We start from the raw sequence: 17,940 nt of genomic DNA, 5'->3' as shown, positions 1-17,940 counted from the left end.
AGCAAAACAACCGGATGGAAACGCACCTCATGATCGATCGCACCCGCGTCCTGCTGCTGGGCACGGCCCTGTCGCTCTCCCTTGCCGCCCCGTTCGCCACCGTGGCCGTCGCCGCCGAGGCGGCGCGCCCATGGATGGACACCAAGCTGTCGCCGGATCAGCGCGCCGACCTGCTGAACAAGGAATTGACGCTGGATGAGCGCATTGGCCTGGTCCACGGGCCCATGGCCATGCCCTTCCTGGGCGCCAAGCTGCCGGAGGGCGCCATTGGGTCCGCCGGCTACATCCCCGGCGTGCCGCGCCTGGGCATCCCGGCCCTGCAGGAAAGCGACGCCAGCCTGGGCGTGGCCAACCCCATGAACGTACGGCCGGGCGACCCGTCCACGGCCCTGCCGTCCGGCCTGTCGCTCGCCTCCACCTGGAACCCTGAAACCGCTTACAAGGGCGGCGCCATGATCGGGAAGGAGGCGCACGCCAAGGGTCTGAACGTCCTGCTGGCCGGTGGCGTCAACCTGGCGCGCGACCCGCGCAACGGCCGCAACTTCGAATACCTCGGCGAGGATCCGCTGCTGGCCGGCACCCTGGGCGGGGAGTCCATCCGCGGCATCCAGGACCAGAACGTCGTTTCCACCATCAAGCACTTCGCGGTGAACGACCAGGAAACCCAGCGCATGACCATCGATGTGAAGATCGCGGAGGCGGCGGTGCGCGAAAGCGATCTGCTGGCCTTCCAGATCGCCATCGAGAAGGGCAAGCCCGGCTCCGTCATGTGCGCCTACAACAAGGTCAACGGCGCCTATGCCTGCGACAACCCCTTTTTGCTGAACAAGGTGCTGAAGACCGACTGGGCTTATCCCGGCTGGGTCATGTCCGACTGGGGCGCGGTGCACAGCGTGCAGGCGGCGGTGAACGGCCTGGACCAGGAATCCGGGGAGCAGATCGACGTCATGCTGAGCCCCGGCGGCAAGGTCTGGTTCAATGAGCCGCTGAAGGCCGCTGTCCAGGACAAGACGATACCGGCGGAGCGCCTGTCCGACATGACGCGGCGCATCCTGCGCTCCATGTTCGCGGCCGGCCTGTTCGACAATCCGGCGGCCAAGGCGCCCATCGACTTTGACACCCACGCCCAGGTGACAAAGGCGGCCGGGACCGAGGGCATCGTCCTGTTGAAGAACAAGGCCGACATCCTACCCCTGGCGGCGAAAGGCAAGACCATCACCGTCATCGGCGGCTTCGCCAATGCCGGCGTGCTGTCGGGCGGCGGCTCCTCGCAGGTGGTGTCGGATGGGGGCCCGGGCGCCAGCATCCCCCTGGGCGGCGACGGCATGATGGGTCCCTTCCGCACCGTGGTCTATCACGCGTCCTCGCCCCTGAAGGCCATCCGCGCCAAGGCTGGAGAGAAGGCGGTGCGCTTCAACGACGGTTCCTATCCGGCGGAGGCGGCGGCCGTGGCCAAGACCACCGACGTGGCCATCGTCTTCGCCACCCAGTGGATGAGCGAGGGCGCCGACGCGCCGGACCTCAGCCTGCCCAACGGCCAGGATGCCCTGATCGCCGCCGTGGCCGCCGCCAACCCCAACACCATCGTGGTGCTGGAGACGGGCGGGCCGGTGCATATGCCCTGGCTGGACAAGGTGGCCGGTGTGGTGGAGGCCTGGTACCCCGGCAGCCGGGGCGGCGAGGCCATCGCCGACATCCTGTTCGGCGACGCCAACCCCTCCGGCCGCCTGCCCATCACCTTCCCGGCCGATGACAGCCAGTTGGTGCACAAGGCCATCCCCGGCGCCGACAAGCCGGAGTTCAGCCCGGCGGAAATCACCTATGCCGAGGGAGCCGACGTCGGTTACCGCCGCTACGCCAAGACGGGCGCCAAGCCCCTGTTCCCCTTCGGCTACGGCCTGGGTTACAGCCGTTTCAGCTACGGCGACGTGACGGTGACGGGCGGCGATACCCTGACCGTCAGCTTCGAGGTCACCAACGCCGGCAAGCGCCCCGGCCAGGACGTGCCCCAGGTCTATCTGACCAATGCCGCCGGCACCAAGACCCAGCGCCTGATCGGCTGGTCCAAGGTGGCCCTGGCCCCGGGCGAGAAGAAGCGCGTGACCGTCACCGCCGATACCCGCCTGCTGGGCAATTTCGACGAGGCGGCGCACACCTGGCAGGTCAAGGCCGGCGATTACCAGGTGGCGGTCGGCTCATCGGCCGCCGACTTGGCGCTGAAGGGCGGGGCGGCCGTCAAGGCCTCCACCCGTCAACCGTAAGCCTTCAAAGGAAAGGGATCGCGATGTCCAAGATGATGAAGCGGGCGGCTTTGGCGCTGCTGCTGGCCGCTGCGGCGCCGGCCTTCGCGGCGGAGACCGCTGCGCCAGCTCCGGGGCCAGCCCCGGGGCCGGTGGTGCAGGTGGAACAGGGCCGCGTTTCCGGCGTGGTCAGTGGCGATGTGGCGGCGTTCAAGGGTATTCCCTTCGCCGCCCCGCCGGTGGGCCCGTTGCGCTGGCGCCCGCCGCAGCCGGCCGCCGCCTGGGCCGATGTGCGCTCCGGCGCCGAGTATGGCGCCGACTGCATGCAGAAGCCCCTGCCGGGTGATGCGGCGCCCCTGGGCGTGGCGCCGGCGGAGGACTGCCTGTACCTGAACGTCTGGGCGCCGGCCGACACCGTCAAGCCGGGCGCCAAGCGGCCGGTGATGGTGTGGATCTACGGGGGCGGCTTTGTGAATGGCGGCAGCTCCCCCGCCGTCTATGACGGGTCGAACTTCGCCCGCGACGGCGTGGTGCTGGTCAGCTTCAACTACCGCGTCGGCCGCTTCGGCTTCTTCGCCCATCCCGCCCTGGTGGCGGAGGCGGGGCAGGGCCCCGTGGGCAACTACGGCTATCTCGACCAGCTGGCGGCCCTACAATGGGTGAAGCGCAACATCACCGCCTTCGGCGGCGACCCCGACAATGTCACCATCTTCGGGGAATCCGCGGGCGGCATCTCCGTCCACACCCTGCTGACCTCCCCCATGGCCAAGGGCCTGTTCAACCGGGGCATCGTCCAGTCGGGCGCCGGCCGCGAGCGCATCCTGCCCACGCCGCCCCTGCATGCGGACGGTGACGCGCCGTCGGCGGAAAAATCGGGTCTGGCCTATGCCGCCCAACACGGCATCACCGACACGGGCGCCACCGGCCTGGCGGCCCTGCGCGCCCTGCCGGCGGAGGCGGTGGTGGATGGCCTGAACATGGCCACCATGAACGTGCCGACATATTCCGGACCCATGGTGGACGGCGCCGTGGTGCGCTATTCGGCGCCGGTGACGGCCTATGCCGCGGGGGCGGGCGCCGACGTGCCGGTGATGGTGGGCGCCACCGGGGCCGACGGCTTCTTCTTCGGCGGCACGCTGGACGACGTGCTGGCCCCCTTCGGCGCCGACAAGGACAAGGCGCTGGCCCTGTTCGATCCGGACGGATCACGCGATGTGAAGCTGATCGGCCACCGCGTGGCGGGCGCCTTCATGTTCATCGAGCCGGCGCGCGAGACCGCCCGCCTGCTGTCGGCCCACAAATCGCCCGTCTACCTGTTCCGCTATTCCTATGTGGCGGAGAGCATGCGCAAGGAATGGTGGGGCACGCCGCACGCGACGGAGATTCCCTTCGTCTTCGATACGGTGAAGGCCCGTTACGGCGACGCGCTGACGGCGGCGGACGCGGCGGCGGCCAAGGCGGCGCACGCCTACTGGGTCGCCTTCGCCAAGACGGGCAAGCCGGAGCCCCAAGGCCTGCCGGCCTGGGCGCCCTTCAAGGCGGGTAAGGATGAGCGCCTGATGGACTTCGGCGCCAAGGGTCCCGTGCTGGAGGCCGACCCGATGAAGGACCGGCTGGACCTGGCGCAGAAGGTGGCTGAGCAGCGGACCAAGGCGGCGTCGAACTAGACTTATTGCGTTGCGGAAAATTTCATTTCGCAACGCAATAAAATACGAATGTGTCGTAATAGCCATTGAACCCGGGCCCGGCGGATGTCAAACCCCTCGGGCCCGGACTTTTATCATACCGACTGGACGAACGATCGATGTCGACCGCATCCGCCCACAACAAATCCATGACGTCGCTGGCCCCGATCGTCGTCATGCTGTTCTTCGCCTGGGGCTTCGCCACGTCCATCGTGGACGCCGTGATCCCCAAGCTGAAGGAACAGTTCTCGCTGAACTACACCGAGGCGATGCTGGTGCAGTTCGCCTTCTTCCTTGCCTACTTCGTCGTGTCGGTCCCGGCGGGCGCCCTGCTGGCGCGGCTTGGCTACCTGCGCGGCATCGTCGCCGGCCTCAGCATCATGACGCTGGGCTGCCTGCTGTTCGTGCCGGCCTCCGCCATGGGCCTGTTCGGTGCCTTCCTGCTGGCGTTGTTCGTCATGGCAGGCGGCATCACCGTGCTGCAGGTGGCGGCCAATCCGCTGATGTCGCTGCTGGGCCGGCCGGAAACGGCCTCCAGCCGCCTGAACCTGGCCCAGGCCTTCAATTCCTTCGGCACCACCATCGGCCCCATCCTGGGTTCCGTCTTCATCCTGTCCAAGGCGGCGGATGGGGATGCCAGCGCGCGCGGCGTGCATGTGCCCTTCCTGATGATCGCGGGCCTGCTGATCGTCCTGGCCGTGCTGTTCTGGTTCCTGCGCGGGCGCGAGGGCGCGGCCACCGACCAGCAGTCGGGCAGCGGCCTCAGCCTGCGGGTGCTGCGCCACAGCCAGCTGGCCCTGGGCGTGGTCTCCATCTTCGTCTATGTCGGGGCGGAGGTGTCCATCGGCAGCGCCATGGTCAACTACTTGATCCTGGATCGCACGCGGGACGCGGCATCCGATCTCGGCACCTGGTTCGCCGGCCTGATGCACCTGCATGACGTGCTGAACACGCCGGAATCCAAGGCCGCCGTGCTGGTCAGCCTGTACTGGGGCGGCGCCATGGTCGGCCGCTTCATCGGCTCCATCGTCCTGCGCTTCGCCCGCCCGGGCATCGTGCTCATGGCCTGCTCGTTGGCCGCCGCCCTGTTGGTCAGCCTGTCCATGGCCAGCAACGGCACGTTGGCCATGGCCACCATCCTGTCGGTGGGCCTGTGCAACTCCATCATGTTCCCCACCATCTTCACCATCGCCATCGATGGCCTGGATGAGGAGACGCCGCAGGGTGCCGGCATGCTGTGCCTGGCCATCTTCGGCGGCGCCGTGGTGCCCATGATCACGGGCAAGGTCGCCGACATGACCAGCCTGGTCCTGGCCTTCATCGTTCCCGTGGTCTGCTACCTGATGATCGCCGGTTACGGCCTGTTGACCGGCCTGCATCTGCTGTCGGGCAAGCCCGCCGCCAAGGGCGGCGCGCCTCGCGCCGTCTCCATGCACTGAGGCGGGGAACATCCCGTAAGTGAGTTCGGCGGCACGGGGGGGCGACCCCGCGCCGCCGATTTCATTTCAGGCGGTCAGCAGCGCCAGCACGATGGGCAGGGTGAGGGCCGCCGCCAGGGTCTGGAAGGTGATGATGCCGGCCATCAGCGGGGCGTCGCCGCCCATCTGGCGGGCCAGGACATAGGCGCTGACCGAGGTCGGCAGGGCGTTGTACAACACCACGGCGACGAAGGCGTCGCCCTGGACGCCCAGCGCCTTAGCCAGCAGTGCCGTGATGACGGGCAGGACGGCCAGGCGGGCCACGCTGCTGATGGCCACCGCCACCTTGGCGCCCCGGATGGCGGAAAAGCCCAGGCCGGCGCCCACGGCCAGCAGGCCCAAAGGCAGGCTGGCCTGGCCCAGCACGGCCATGACGGGCGATACCACGGGGATCTGCCTGATGCCGGCCAGGTTCAGGGCGGCGCCCACGATGACGGAACAGACCAGCGGGTTGCTCAGGATCTGCCACAGGGTGCGCAGCGGGTGCCCCCTCATGCCGGCGGGCATGTCGCCATGGCGCCGCATCACCAGGATGCTGAGGATGTTCACGGTGGGCATGCAGAACAGCACGCCGATGGCCATCAAGGCCGTGCCGTGCGGGCCCAGCAGGGCGGCGCCCAGGGCCATGGCGACGTAGGTGTTGACCCGCACCGCCCCCTGGAAGACCGAGGTGTAGGCCGGGTCGCTGCCCGACAGGCGGCGGCAGCTCAACTGCAGGGCGGCGCTCAGCAGCAGGATGCCGCCCACCAGGGCGCCGCCCATGGCCCAGATGTCCATGCCCGACAGGTCGGTCTTGGCCGTGCCGTCGATCAGCAGGGCGGGGAACAGCAGGTAATAAATCAGCCGCTCGGCCGCACCCCAGAAGGCGGCGTCGATCAGCTTGAAATGCCGCAGCCCGAAGCCGATCGCGATCAGCAGGAAGGTGGGCGCCAGCGCCGTCAGGACCTGCAGCATGCCCGGTCAGTCGTCCAGATCGTCATCTTCCACTGCCGCCTCACCCCCCACCGCGTCACCCCCCGCTTCGTCACGGGCGGCCAGGGCGGCGCGCGCGGCCTCGGCCGCCATGAAGTCCAGGGCGCCCTGAAGGATGTAGGCCGCGGCCATGCGGTCGACCACCTCGTCCCGGCGTTTGCGGGTCATGTCCCACTCGATCATCATGCGGCTGACGGCCGAGGTGGACAGGCGCTCGTCCCAGAAGGCGATCTCCGGTACTGGGCCCCCCAGCAGGTGGGGCTGTTCGATCAGGTTCTGGGCGAAGCTGCGGGCGGATTGGGCGGCCGGGCCGTCGCTGCCGTCCATGTTGCGGGGCAGGCCGATGACGAAGCCGGCGACGTTGCGGCCGCGCAGTTCCTTGGCCAGGTCCTGCACGTCGGTCGTGAACTTGCGTCGCATGATGGTGCCGACCGGCGAGGCCACGGTCAGGCCGGGATCGGAGATCGCCATGCCTATGGTCTTGGACCCCAGATCCAGGCCCATCAGCCGCCCGCCGGGGGGCAGCTGGGCCTTGAGGTCCCTGATGTTGCGGATCGCCATACCGGGTGTTACCTTCCGCGCCGCCCGGGGGCCGGCGGCATACGACACGCCGCCTGTCATCGCCCCCGTGGCTCCTTATTCCGAAGGAGAGACTTAGCACCATGTCCCTCGACAAGGCCACCGTGGCGAAGATCGCGCATCTCGCCCGCATCAAGGTCCCGGACTCCGATCTGGAGCAACTGGCCGGCGAACTCAGCACCATCATGACGTGGGTGGAAATGCTGGGCGAGGTGGACACCCAAGGCATCGAACCGATGACCAGCGTGGTCGCGGCCAACCTGCGCCGCCGCCCCGACGCCGTGACCGATGGCGGTTATCCGGAAAAGGTGGTCGCCAACGCCACCGATGCCACCGAGAATTTCTTTTCCGTGCCCAAGGTTGTCGAGTGATGACGAAGCTGACCCACCTGACCATGGCCGACGCCTTGGCCGGCCTGGCCGCCAAGGAGTTCACCGCCGTCGAGCTGACCCAGGCGCACCTGGACGCCATGGCGGCGACCAAGGAACTGAACGCCTACATCATCGAGACGCCGGACGTGGCGCTGAAGCAGGCAGCCGACGCCGACGCCCGCTACGCCAAGGGCGAGCAGCGGGCCCTGGATGGCCTGCCCCTGGGCATCAAGGATCTGTTCTGCACCGAGGGGGTGCAGACCACGGCCGCCAGCCACATCCTGGACGGCTTCGTCCCGCCGTATGAGAGCACGGTCACCACCCAGCTGTTCCGCGACGGCGCCGTCATGCTGGGCAAGCTGAACCTGGACGAATTCGCCATGGGCTCGGCCAACATCACCAGCCATTACGGCCCGGTGATCAGCCCGTGGTCGCCCAAGGACGCGGCCGGCAATTTCACCCGCAAGCTGGTCCCCGGCGGTTCGTCGGGCGGATCGGCCGCCGCCGTGGCCGCGCGCCTGGCGCTGGGCGCCACCGGTACCGACACCGGCGGCTCCATCCGCCAGCCTGCCAGCTTCGTCGGCATCGTCGGTATCAAGCCGACCTACGGCCGTTGCTCGCGCTGGGGCATTGTCGCCTTCGCCTCGTCCCTGGACCAGGCTGGCCCCATGACCCGCACGGTGAAGGACGCGGCGCTCATGCTGCGCTCCATGGCCGGCTACGATCCCAAGGACAGCACCTCCATCGATGTGCCGGTGCCGGACTATGCCGCCGCGCTGACGGGTGACATCCGCGGCCTGCGCGTGGGCATTCCCAAGGAATACCGCGTCGACGGCATGCCGGCGGAAATCGAGAGGCTGTGGCAGCAGGGCATCGAATGGCTGAAGGCCGCCGGCGCCACGCCGGTGGAGATCAGCCTGCCGCACACCAAGTACGCCCTGCCGGCCTACTACATCGTGGCCCCGGCCGAGGCCTCCTCCAACCTGGCCCGTTATGACGGCGTGCGCTTCGGCCTGCGCGTCGAGGGCAAGGACCTGAAGGAGATGTATGAGAACACCCGCGCCGAAGGCTTCGGCGCCGAGGTGAAGCGCCGCATCATGATCGGCACCTATGTGCTGTCGGCCGGCTACTACGACGCCTATTACCTGAAGGCGCAGAAGGTGCGGGCCCGCATCGCCGAGGACTTCACCAAGGCGTACGAGCAGTGCGACGTCATCCTGACGCCCACCGCCCCGTCGGCCGCCTTCGGCATCGGCGAGAAGATGGACGACCCCATCGCCATGTACCTGAACGACGTCTTCACCGTGCCCGCCAATCTGGCGGGCCTGCCCGGCCTGTCGGTGCCGGCGGGCCTGAGCGGCGAGGGCCTGCCCCTGGGCCTGCAGGTGCTGGGCCGTCCATTCGATGAGGCCACCGTGCTGAAGGTCGGCCACGTCATCGAACAGGCTGCTGGCCCGCAGCCGCTGCCACCGATGGTGTCGTAAGGGCTGTTCCGCTTCCGGAACGAAGAAAGGCGGCGTCCTCGCGGGCGCCGCCTTTTTCCTTAGGACCGGCGCTTGGACCGACGCCGCAGCGCCATGCCCAGGTCAACGGCGGACGCGACTATGAAGATCTCGACCGCGTGCCGGACGAGAGCGCCGTCGTGGACATTCTCAAAGGCGTCAGCGCCGGCGCACAGGGCGGCCATGATCAGGCCCGAAACCATCGACCATCCGATCTCGGCCAGCGTCGGCCGGATCACTTGAACCCCGCCACCTTCAGCGCCTCATCCGGGTTGCCCTTGTCGCAGCGGCCGGGTTGGTCGGCGGGGCTGTCGGTCAGGTGGGCCGCGTCCAGGGCGGTGGTGCCGTCGTCGGCGGCCTTCAGGGTGAAGGTGATTTGGGTCAGGAAGGCGGCCTTGCCCGTGCCCAGCACGGCGGACTGGCGCGCCGCCTCGCCGAAGTCGGCGGCCAAGGCGTCGCACACGGCCTTGCGTGTCACGCTCTTGCCCGTGGCCTCGGCCAGCAGGGTGCCGGCCTTGCTGCTGGCCAGCGTCTTCACCATGCCGCCGGCCTGGGCATAGTACTGGTCGGCGGACAGGCCGCTGCAATAGCCGTGCTTCTGCCATTCATGCAGCGTGAGGCCGGAGGCGATGCCGGGCATGACCTCCGCCAGGGTGCCCTGCACCGCCGGCGACAGGGGCGGCAGCACGCGGTCCTTCCAGGTGGGGTCGTTGTCCTTGGCGGAGAGGGAGCAGGCGCTGCTCCACTGCGGCCACAGGCCGTGCAGGGTCAGATGGGTGGCGCCGAAGCTGGTGGCGCGGTCGCCGGCGGCACACTCCGGATGGCCATCGCCGTGCAGGTAGCAGAACTCCGGCTCCCAGCTCAGCACGAACATGTAAGTGTGATGGCCGGGCGTCTGCTTGTCACCGGGAACCGACGCGCCCCCGGCGGCATCGGCGGCCAGGGCGGTGCCCCCAGCCAGGCAGGCGGCCATAACCAAGGCCGTGGCGGTGTTCCGAAGACCCTTGCGCATCGCGTGCATCTCCCCATCCGGTTTGCCCTTATGGAGTGTGGGAACGCGCGACCGCCGTCAAGGGGAAATAGGTCCAAAAGGGGAACAAAAGGAATAGGCCTGGCGATGGCGGCCAGGCCTGTCCCTCTTGATCGCAAGGTTGGATGTCGTGTGCTCAGTCGTCAGGGTGTTCTGCGGAACAGTCCCGCCAGGAACTGCAGCAGGAACAGGAAGACACCGATGCCGACAATGATGCGCAACACCTCGGCCAGGATGGGAGGCAGCAGGGTCACGGCCAAATCCACCAGCATGATGATCAGCAGCAGGCTGAGGATGGCGTAAAGGATGTTGCGAAGCGGGGCGTTCATGGCGCGATCTCTCTCGTCAGGGAAGCGGCGACAGGCCAAGGGGAGTCAGGGCCAGGGGGTGTCAGGGAACGGGAACTGGCGCCTATTCCAGTCTTGGGTAGGGCGATGCCGTGCAGGCGGGCGTGGCGAATAGCGGCCGCCAGCACCTGGCCCATGAAGGCCAGGAAGACCAGGCCCACCAGCAGCGGCGGCAGCGCGCCGATGACGGGGGGCAACACCTGCATGGCCAGATCCGTCAAGGGAACCAGCAGCAGAAGAACGACGGTGATCGACAAAAGGTTGCGCAGGGCGTTCAGCACGGGCGACCTCCAGACCTTCTTCGATGGCTCCCAACGGCGCATCTCTTGATCCATTCGGAAGGGCCCACGGGGCCTTTCCCTGGCAACAAATCGGGAAATAGCGGGGCCGGTTGCCCCGGCAACCGGCAGGCGGGCCAAAGCGCTAAGGGCCGCGCCGGAATACCTATCCACCCGCCAGGCTGGTCGAGCACGGGGAATATCCGGCCTGCCGGGGGACATGACCAAAGGCGGCGGATGGAGAGGCGAGACAGTGACCTCGGCCATTCGGCCTATGGCCTGCGTCAAATGGCCCGGGCGGCCGGTGGGCGCCTGCACGACCCTCCACCGGCCGTCGGGAAAGCCCGGCGATAGTTCGGCCGCGCGGCACCATCCAAGGAAAACAACCATTCTGGCGTCGATGCACGCGGTGCGGTGTAATCAAATCGACACGGCGATGGTGCGCTAACCATAAAATTTGGAGTCGTCCCCAATAAATCCGGCGACGCCTGCGCTGAAATGGCCCATTGTCCTGGTCCTGCAAAGGTGAGATCCCGCGTTTCCTTGATTTTTGCGGTGCACCGTGTGGGTGCGTCATCGCGACGCGGCTGGTTAGCCTTCCCCCGTTAGCCCGCGACTGTGGCGTGGAGTGTCTAAGGTGCCTTCTTTCCGCTTTCTTCCCGGTCCGGGTCGTGGGCTACAGTGGCTGGGTGCCGCCTTGCTGATGACCGCGGTCGTGGGGATGATCGTGATCAGGGAAGGCGATGCGCCGCCGGCGTCGTCGCCGCCCCAGCCCGAGGCCGCCCCTGGCACCTTCCAGGTGACGCCGGGCCAGTGGGCGGCGCTGGGCATGGAAACCGTGGCCCCGCACCCCTTCCAGACCCACATCGACACCGACGGCCGGGTGACGGCCAATGATGAGGCGACGACGCCGGTCTATTCCCCCGTCTCCGGTCAGGTGGGCACGGTGACCGTCCGCGTCGGCGACCCTGTGGCCAAGGGCTCGGTGCTCATGACCGTGGACGCAACCGACATGGCGCAGGGGCGCGGCGACCTGGCCGCCGCCGCCTCGGCCGCCGCCGCGGCGGATGCCCAGCTGCGCCAGGCCCGTGTGACGGAACAGCGCCAGCGCGACCTCTACCAGGCCGACGGTGGCGCCCTGAAGGATTGGCAGCAAGCCCAGGTGGACCTGGTGACGGCGGAAACGGCCGCGCGTACGGCGCAGGCGGCGCTGGCCGCCGTGCGCGACCGGCTGCGCGTGCTGGGCCGCACCCCGCAGGAGATCGCGGCCCTGGCGCATGAGGGTGCCGCCCTGGCGCCCACGCCGGTGCGCGCGCCCGTGGCCGGCACGGTGCTGCAGCGCCAGGTGTCCCAGGGCCAGTACGTCAACGGCGCGGCCAACGGTGGCGCCATGGCCTTCACCCTGGCCGACCTGTCCACCGTCTGGCTGCTGGCCAATGTGCGCGAGGCCGACGCCCCGGCGGTGGCCGTGGGGCAGGAGGTGGAGGCGCGCGTGCCCGCCTATCCGGCCCGGGTGTTCCGGGGCCGGGTGACGGCGGTCGCGCCCGCCATCGACCCCGCCACCCGGCGCCTGGCGGTGCGCGTCACCCTGGACAACGCCGACGGCGCCCTGAAGCCGGAGATGATGGCGACCGCGCGCCTGGCCTCCGCCCCCGCCGCCCCGGCCCTGGCCGTGCCGGAACGGGCGGTGATCCACGAGGGCGACGTGTCTCGCGTCTGGGTGGCCGACGCCGCCCACCACGCCCTGGCGCTGCGTTCCGTGACCCTAGGACGGCAACAGGACGGCCTGGTGGAGGTGCTGGACGGCCTGAAAGCGGGGGACAGCGTGGTGACCAAGGGCGCGTTGTTCATCGACCGCGCGGCGCAGGGCGACTGAGATCATGAACAAGGTCGTCATCTTCGCGCTACGCCAGCGCGTGCTGATGCTGGCGGCGCTGGCCGTCCTGCTGGTGGTGGGTGTGGGCGCCTTCCTGCGCCTGAACATCGAGGCCTATCCCGATCCGGTCCCGCCCATGGTGGAGATCGTGACCCAGAACAGCGGCCAGTCGGCCGAGGAAATCGAACGTTACATCACCGTGCCCATCGAGGTGCAGATGGCCGGCATCCCCCATGTCACGGCCATCCGCTCCGTCTCGCTGTTCGGGCTGTCGGACATCAAGATCCAGTTCACCTACGACTTCACCTATGACGAGGCGGTGCAGCGGGTGACCAACCAGCTGTCGCAGCTGTCCAACCTGCCGTCGGGCGTGCAGCCGGCCATCTCGCCGGAAAGCCCCATCGGCGAAATCCTGCGCTATCAGGTGGTGGGACCGCCGGGCTATTCCGTCACGGACCTCAAGACCCTGCAGGATTGGGTACTGCAACGCCGGTTCAAGGCTGTGCCGGGGGTCATCGACGTGTCCGGCTGGGGCGGCAAGACCAAGGCCTATGAGGTGACGGTGGACCAGCGCAAGCTGACCGCCTACGGCCTGACCATTCCGGGCGTCCTGCAGGCCCTGAACAACGCCAACATCAACGTCGGTGGCCAGACGGTGAACATCGGCGACCAGGCCATGGTGGTTCGTGGCGTGGGCCAGATCCATTCCCTGGACGACATCCGTGGCACCATGCTGGCGGCCAACAACGGCGCGCCCGTCCTGGTGGGCGACGTCGCCACCGTCACCGTGGGCAACCAGCCGCGCCTGGGCATCGCCGGGCGGGACGGCCAGGACGACATCGTCCAGGGCATCGTGCTGATGCGCCGGGGGGCGGAGAGCAAGCCCACCATCCTGGCGGCCAAGGCGGAGATGGAGAAGATCAACACCTCCGGCATCCTGCCGCCGGGCGTGTACCTCAAGACCATTTACGACCGGTCGGACCTGATCGACCTGACCACCCACACCGTGCTGCACAACATGGTCATGGGCATCGTCCTGATCTTCTTCGTGCAGTGGCTGTTCCTGGGCGATCTGCGCAGCGCCGTCATCGTGGCCGCCACGGTGCCCTTCGCCCTGTTCTTCGCCATCCTGATCATGACCCTGCGCGGGGAGTCGGCCAACCTGCTGTCCGTCGGCGCCATCGACTTCGGCCTGATCGTGGACGCCACGGTCATCATGGTGGAGAACATCTTCCGCCACCTGGCGCAGCCGCCCAAGGAGCGGTTCGCCAAAGCCTCCATCCTGCACAGCGTGCGGCAGGACGTGATCCTGCGCGGGCGGTTCGGCGTCATCGCCAACTCCGCCGTCGAGGTCAACCGGGCCATCTTCTTCTCCGCCGCCATCATCATCGCCGGCTTCGTGCCCCTGTTCACCCTGTCGGGGGTGGAGGGGCACATCTTCGGCCCCATGGCCAAGACCTACGCCTATGCCATCGCCGGTGGCCTGATCGCCACCTTCACCATCTCCCCCGCCTTGAGCGCCATCCTGCTGCCCGAGCAGGTGCGGGAGCATGACACGGTGGTGGTGCGCGTGTTGCACCGCCTCTATCCGCCCCTGCTGCGCCTGGCCCTGGCCAACAGGCGTCTGGTGCTGGCCGTGGCAGGCGCGCTGATGGTGCTGGCCATCGTCTGCACCCGCTTCATGGGCATGGAATTCCTGCCCCACCTGGAAGAGGGCAACCTGTGGATCCGCGCCAACCTGCCCCTGTCCATCTCGCTGGAGGCGGGGACGGAGGCGGTGGACGGCATTCGCCGCATCATCAAGGATTATCCGGAGGTGGAGACCGTCATCTCCCAGCACGGACGCCCCGATGACGGCACCGACGCCACCGGCTTCTTCAACGCCGAGTTCTTCGTGCCGCTGAAGCCCTTCGACAGCTGGCCCAAAGGCTGGGACAAGGAACGCCTGACCCGCGACATCGAGGCGAAGCTGAGCGAGCGCTTCCCCGGCATCGAGTTCAACTTCTCCCAATACATCGAGGACAATGTGGAGGAGGCGGCCAGCGGCGTTAAGGGTGAGAACTCGGTCAAGCTGTTCGGCAATGACCTGGAAACGCTGGAAAAGACCGCCAACCATATCAGGCAGGTGATGTCCACCGTCCCGGGTGTGACCGATCTCGGCGTGTTCAAGTCGCTGGGCCAGCCCACCATCAAGATCACGGTGGACCGCGCCAAGGCCGCCCGCTACGGCCTGGCGACCGGCGACGTCAACGCCGTCGTTCAGGCCGCCATCGGCGGGCAGGCGGCCGGCAACCTCTATGAGGATGGCAGCGACCGCAACTTCCCCATCATGGTGCGTCTGTCGCCCGAGGACCGCGGCAGCCTGGACGCCATCCGCCACATCACCGTGGGGACGACCGCGCTGGGCGCAGGCACCGCCCCCATCCCCCTGGCCGACGTGGCCGATATCCGCATGGTCTCCGGCGCGTCCTTCATCTATCGCGAGGGACAGGGGCGCTACATCCCCATCAAGTTCAGCGTGCGCGGCCGTGACCTGGGCAGCGCCGTGCTGGAGGCGCAGCAGAAGGTGGCGGAGCAGGTGCAGCTGCCCGGCGGCTACCGCCTGGAATGGGTGGGGGAGTTCGGCAACCTTCAGGACGCGGTGCGCCGCCTGGCGGTGGCGGTCCCGGTCAGCCTGGCGCTGATCTGCGTGCTGCTGTACCTCAACTTCGCCTCCATGACCGACACGCTGCTGGCGGCCAGCGTCATGCCCATGGCCCTGATCGGCGGCATCTTCATCCTGGCCAGCACCGGCACGCCCTTCTCCATCTCCGCCGCCATCGGCTTCATCGGCCTGTTCGGCATCTCCGTGATGGAGGGCATCATCGTCATCTCCTACTTCAACCAGCTGGTCCACGCCGGCATGGAACGGGCGGCGGCGCTGGTGAAGGCGGCGGAAACGCGCCTGCGGCCCGTCATGATGACCTGCATCGCCGCCTGCGTCGGCCTGCTGCCGGCTGCCCTGTCGCACGGCATCGGGTCCCAGGTGCAGCGGCCGCTGGCCATGGTGGTGGTGGGCGGCATCCTGCTGGCGCCCATCCTGATCCTGGTGGTGCTGCCGGTGCTGATCAGCCGGTTCTCCAGCCGCACCGCGCTACCGATGCAAGATGGCCCGGTCCAGGTGGGGGAGGTTGAATGATGCGCCGCGTCCTGCCCATCCTCCCCGCCCTGCTGCTGGCGGCCTGCGCCGTCGGTCCGGACTACCGGACACCGGCCGCCCCGCCCAAAGAGGCGCTGGCCCCGCCGCCCAAGCTGCCCGACCAGACCCTGCTGGCCGGCCGCGACATACCGGCCGACTGGTGGGCGCTGTTCAAGTCGCCGGCCCTGGACGGGCTGGTGCGCGAGGCCATGGCCCACAACGCCGACGTCGCGGCGGCGCAGGCGGCCCTGCGCGTGGCGCGGGAGAACGCGTACGCCAACGCCGGGTCCTTCCTGCCCAGCATCGACGCCAGCTTCCAGGCCACGCGGCAGAAGGACCCCACCGGCACCGTGGCGCCCACGGCGGCCAACAACGCGCCGCAGCTGAACCTGTTCACCCCGCAGCTGTCCGTATCCTACAGCCCGGACCTGTGGGGCGGCACCCGGCGGGGGCAGGAGGCGCTGGACGCCACCACCGAGGGCCAGCGCTTCCAGGTCGAGGCGACGTACCTGACCCTGACGTCCAACGTGGTGGTGGCGGCGGTGACGGAGGCCAGCCTGCGCGGCCAGGTCGACGCCACGCGGTCCATCATCGCCGACGCCGGCAAGGCCCTGGCCATCCTGCGCCGCCAGCGGGACCTGGGCCAGGTCTCGGCCGCCGACGTCGCGGCGGGGGAGACGGCGCTGGCACAGGCCGAACAGACCCTGCCGCCGCTGGAGAAGCAGCTGGAGCAGCAGCGCCACCAGCTGAACGCCCTGTTGGGCCGCATGCCGGCCGACCCGACGCCGGAGACGTTCCAGCTGGCCGACCTGGCCCTGCCGGCGGAGCTCCCGTTCAGTCTGCCGGCCCGGCTGGTGGAACAGCGGCCCGACATCCGCCTGGCCGCCGCCAACCTGCATGTGGCCAGCGCCAACGTGGGCGTGGCGGTGGCCAACCGCCTACCCAACCTGACGCTCAGCGGGGCGGCGGGGTCCAGCGCCTCGGCGTTGAACAGCCTGTTCGCCGCCGGCAACGGCTTCTGGAATTTCGGCGCCAACCTGACCCAGCCGGTGTTCGAAGGGTTCAGCCTGGCGCATAAGGAAAAGGCGGCGCGGGCGGCCCTGGACCAGGCGGCGGCGCAATACCGGTCCGCCGTGGTGCTGGCGTTCCAGAACGTGGCGGACACCCTGTCGGCACTGAAAAGCGATGGCGACGCCCTGGCGGCGGCGCAGCGGGCCGACACCGCCGCCGCCCATGCCCTGGATCTCGCCCGGCGGCAGCTGGCCTTGGGGGCGGCGGCGCCCTCGGCCGTGCTGGCCGCGCAGCAGGCCGCGGCGCAGGCGCGCCTGGCCCTGGTGCAGGCCCAGGCGGCCCGCCTGATGGATACGGCCGCCCTATTCCAGGCCTTGGGCGGCGGCTGGTGGAACGTGCCACCGGCGGCGGAGGGGGCGAGCCCGGCCACGCCGCCCCGCCGGACGGGGGCTTCATCACCCGATAGCCTTTCGGTGGTTCATCCGGTTAACCATCCGGAAACCCATTCCTGGCACCGTATGTCGCAGGGACGATTTGTCACAGGCGACGACGGGGCTGGCTTTGCGGCGTTTTTCCTTGAGAACCGGATTGGTGGCGGTGGCGCTGTTGGCCACGGTCGATATCGCGCCCGCCTTCGCCGAAGAAGGGGGCTTGCGCGAATTCGCGCCTGACCGGCCGGACAAGACCGATGGCCCCTACACCATCGATCCCGGCCACGTGCAGGTCGAGACGGACATCGTCAGCCACAACCGCGACTTCTACAACGACGACGGCACGCGCAAGCACGAGTCCGTCTTCATGGCGCCCAACATCCGCATCGGCATCTGGGACGACACGGAATTCGATATCATCGCCCCCGCCTACACCGTCATGGGCCTGTCGGAGCGGAACGGCGGCCACACGCGGCTGCACGGCTGGTCGGACATGACCGTGCGGGCCAAGATCAACCTGTGGGGTAATGACCGCGAGGGCACGACCGCCCTGGGCCTGATCCCTTTCGTGAAGCTGCCCACCGCAGCCACCGCCTACGGCAATGGGGCCGTCGAGGGCGGCATCGGCGTGCCCTTCGCCATTAAGCTGGGCGGGGAGTGGGAACTGGGCACGCAGACCACGCTGGCCGTGAACCGCAACGCCATCGGCGATGGCTACGACCCCGACCTGACCTTTTCCGTCAGCCTCAGCCACCCGTTGGGCGAGGTGCTGGACGGCTACATCGAGCTGTATGGCGAGCGGCAGACCGGCCCCGACGCCGCCACCATCGCCACCCTGGACCTGGGCGTGACCTACCAGGTGACGTCGAACTTCTCGGTGGATGGCGGCGTGAACATCGGCCTGAGCAAGGCGGCCGATGACGTGAACCCCTTCATCGGCTTTACCATCCGTTTCTGATTTT

Annotated in this window: 15 protein-coding genes; 9 read left to right on the top strand and 6 right to left on the bottom strand. The window is 68.6% G+C overall.

What is annotated here, in order from left to right:
* Positions 1 to 29 precede the first annotated feature (29 nt).
* From UAJ10_RS26240 to UAJ10_RS26230, 3 genes are all read left to right on the top strand, one after another.
* Positions 30 to 2,261, top strand: a complete 2,232-nt coding sequence (locus UAJ10_RS26240) for a beta-glucosidase family protein (RefSeq protein WP_322918282.1) — start codon at positions 30 to 32, stop codon at positions 2,259 to 2,261.
* Between the two features lie 23 nt (positions 2,262 to 2,284).
* The gene (locus tag UAJ10_RS26235) at positions 2,285 to 3,907 is read left to right on the top strand and encodes a carboxylesterase/lipase family protein (protein ID WP_322918281.1); all 1,623 of its coding nucleotides are present in this window, start codon (positions 2,285 to 2,287) and stop codon (positions 3,905 to 3,907) included.
* 137 nt (positions 3,908 to 4,044) lie between these two features.
* Entirely contained in the window at positions 4,045 to 5,364 is a 1,320-nt protein-coding gene (locus tag UAJ10_RS26230; protein WP_322918280.1) for a sugar MFS transporter, read from the top strand.
* A 66-nt stretch (positions 5,365 to 5,430) separates the two neighbouring features.
* On the opposite strand, the gene UAJ10_RS26225 is transcribed toward UAJ10_RS26230, so the two are convergent.
* Both UAJ10_RS26225 and ruvX read right to left on the bottom strand, forming a co-directional pair.
* Entirely contained in the window at positions 5,431 to 6,357 is a 927-nt protein-coding gene (locus UAJ10_RS26225; RefSeq protein ID WP_322918279.1) for an AEC family transporter, read from the bottom strand.
* A gap of 6 nt (positions 6,358 to 6,363) precedes the next feature.
* Positions 6,364 to 6,936 (bottom strand): Holliday junction resolvase RuvX, encoded by a 573-nt coding sequence (gene ruvX / locus UAJ10_RS26220; RefSeq protein ID WP_322918278.1) that lies wholly within the window; start codon positions 6,934 to 6,936, stop codon positions 6,364 to 6,366.
* A 101-nt stretch (positions 6,937 to 7,037) separates the two neighbouring features.
* On the opposite strand from ruvX, the gene gatC reads away from it, so the two are divergent.
* Together gatC and gatA are read left to right on the top strand one after the other, a co-directional pair.
* A complete protein-coding gene (gene gatC, locus UAJ10_RS26215) occupies positions 7,038 to 7,325 on the top strand; it encodes an Asp-tRNA(Asn)/Glu-tRNA(Gln) amidotransferase subunit GatC (RefSeq protein WP_145748556.1) in 288 nt (95 codons plus the stop codon).
* Complete coding sequence (gatA, locus tag UAJ10_RS26210) at positions 7,325 to 8,809, top strand: Asp-tRNA(Asn)/Glu-tRNA(Gln) amidotransferase subunit GatA (RefSeq protein WP_322918277.1); 1,485 nt, start codon at positions 7,325 to 7,327, stop codon at positions 8,807 to 8,809. The genes gatC and gatA overlap by 1 nt, the downstream gene beginning before the upstream one ends.
* Positions 8,810 to 8,868: 59 nt before the next feature.
* On the opposite strand, the gene UAJ10_RS26205 is transcribed toward gatA, so the two are convergent.
* From UAJ10_RS26205 to UAJ10_RS26190, 4 genes are all read right to left on the bottom strand, one after another.
* Positions 8,869 to 9,066 (bottom strand): hypothetical protein, encoded by a 198-nt coding sequence (locus tag UAJ10_RS26205; RefSeq protein WP_145748554.1) that lies wholly within the window; start codon positions 9,064 to 9,066, stop codon positions 8,869 to 8,871.
* Positions 9,063 to 9,839 (bottom strand): ribonuclease T2 family protein, encoded by a 777-nt coding sequence (locus UAJ10_RS26200; RefSeq protein WP_322918275.1) that lies wholly within the window; start codon positions 9,837 to 9,839, stop codon positions 9,063 to 9,065. Before UAJ10_RS26200 ends, UAJ10_RS26205 begins: the two co-directional genes overlap by 4 nt.
* A gap of 161 nt (positions 9,840 to 10,000) precedes the next feature.
* Positions 10,001 to 10,186 (bottom strand): hypothetical protein, encoded by a 186-nt coding sequence (locus UAJ10_RS26195; RefSeq protein ID WP_040845379.1) that lies wholly within the window; start codon positions 10,184 to 10,186, stop codon positions 10,001 to 10,003.
* Positions 10,183 to 10,527, bottom strand: coding sequence for a hypothetical protein (locus UAJ10_RS26190; protein WP_322918272.1), 345 nt, complete (start codon positions 10,525 to 10,527; stop codon positions 10,183 to 10,185). The genes UAJ10_RS26195 and UAJ10_RS26190 overlap by 4 nt, the downstream gene beginning before the upstream one ends.
* A 658-nt stretch (positions 10,528 to 11,185) precedes the next feature.
* Between UAJ10_RS26190 and UAJ10_RS26185 the strand changes: the two genes are divergently transcribed.
* Genes UAJ10_RS26185 through UAJ10_RS26170 form a run of 4 tightly spaced genes read left to right on the top strand, consistent with a single transcriptional unit; the run spans position 11,186 to position 17,936 of the window.
* Positions 11,186 to 12,358: an efflux RND transporter periplasmic adaptor subunit gene (locus tag UAJ10_RS26185; RefSeq protein ID WP_322918271.1), complete on the top strand. Its 1,173-nt coding sequence runs from the start codon at positions 11,186 to 11,188 to the stop codon at positions 12,356 to 12,358.
* A gap of 4 nt (positions 12,359 to 12,362) precedes the next feature.
* Positions 12,363 to 15,536, top strand: coding sequence for an efflux RND transporter permease subunit (locus UAJ10_RS26180; protein WP_322918270.1), 3,174 nt, complete (start codon positions 12,363 to 12,365; stop codon positions 15,534 to 15,536).
* Positions 15,533 to 17,218, top strand: a complete 1,686-nt coding sequence (locus tag UAJ10_RS26175; protein ID WP_322918269.1) for an efflux transporter outer membrane subunit — start codon at positions 15,533 to 15,535, stop codon at positions 17,216 to 17,218. The genes UAJ10_RS26180 and UAJ10_RS26175 overlap by 4 nt, the downstream gene beginning before the upstream one ends.
* Positions 17,199 to 17,936, top strand: a complete 738-nt coding sequence (locus UAJ10_RS26170; protein WP_322918268.1) for a transporter — start codon at positions 17,199 to 17,201, stop codon at positions 17,934 to 17,936. Before UAJ10_RS26175 ends, UAJ10_RS26170 begins: the two co-directional genes overlap by 20 nt.
* Positions 17,937 to 17,940: the final 4 nt, after the last annotated feature.

The sequence above is a fragment of the Nitrospirillum guaranorum genome (assembly GCF_034653275.1).
Taxonomy (GTDB): Bacteria; Pseudomonadota; Alphaproteobacteria; order Azospirillales; family Azospirillaceae; genus Nitrospirillum.
This window is presented reverse-complemented; position numbering and strand designations above follow the sequence as displayed.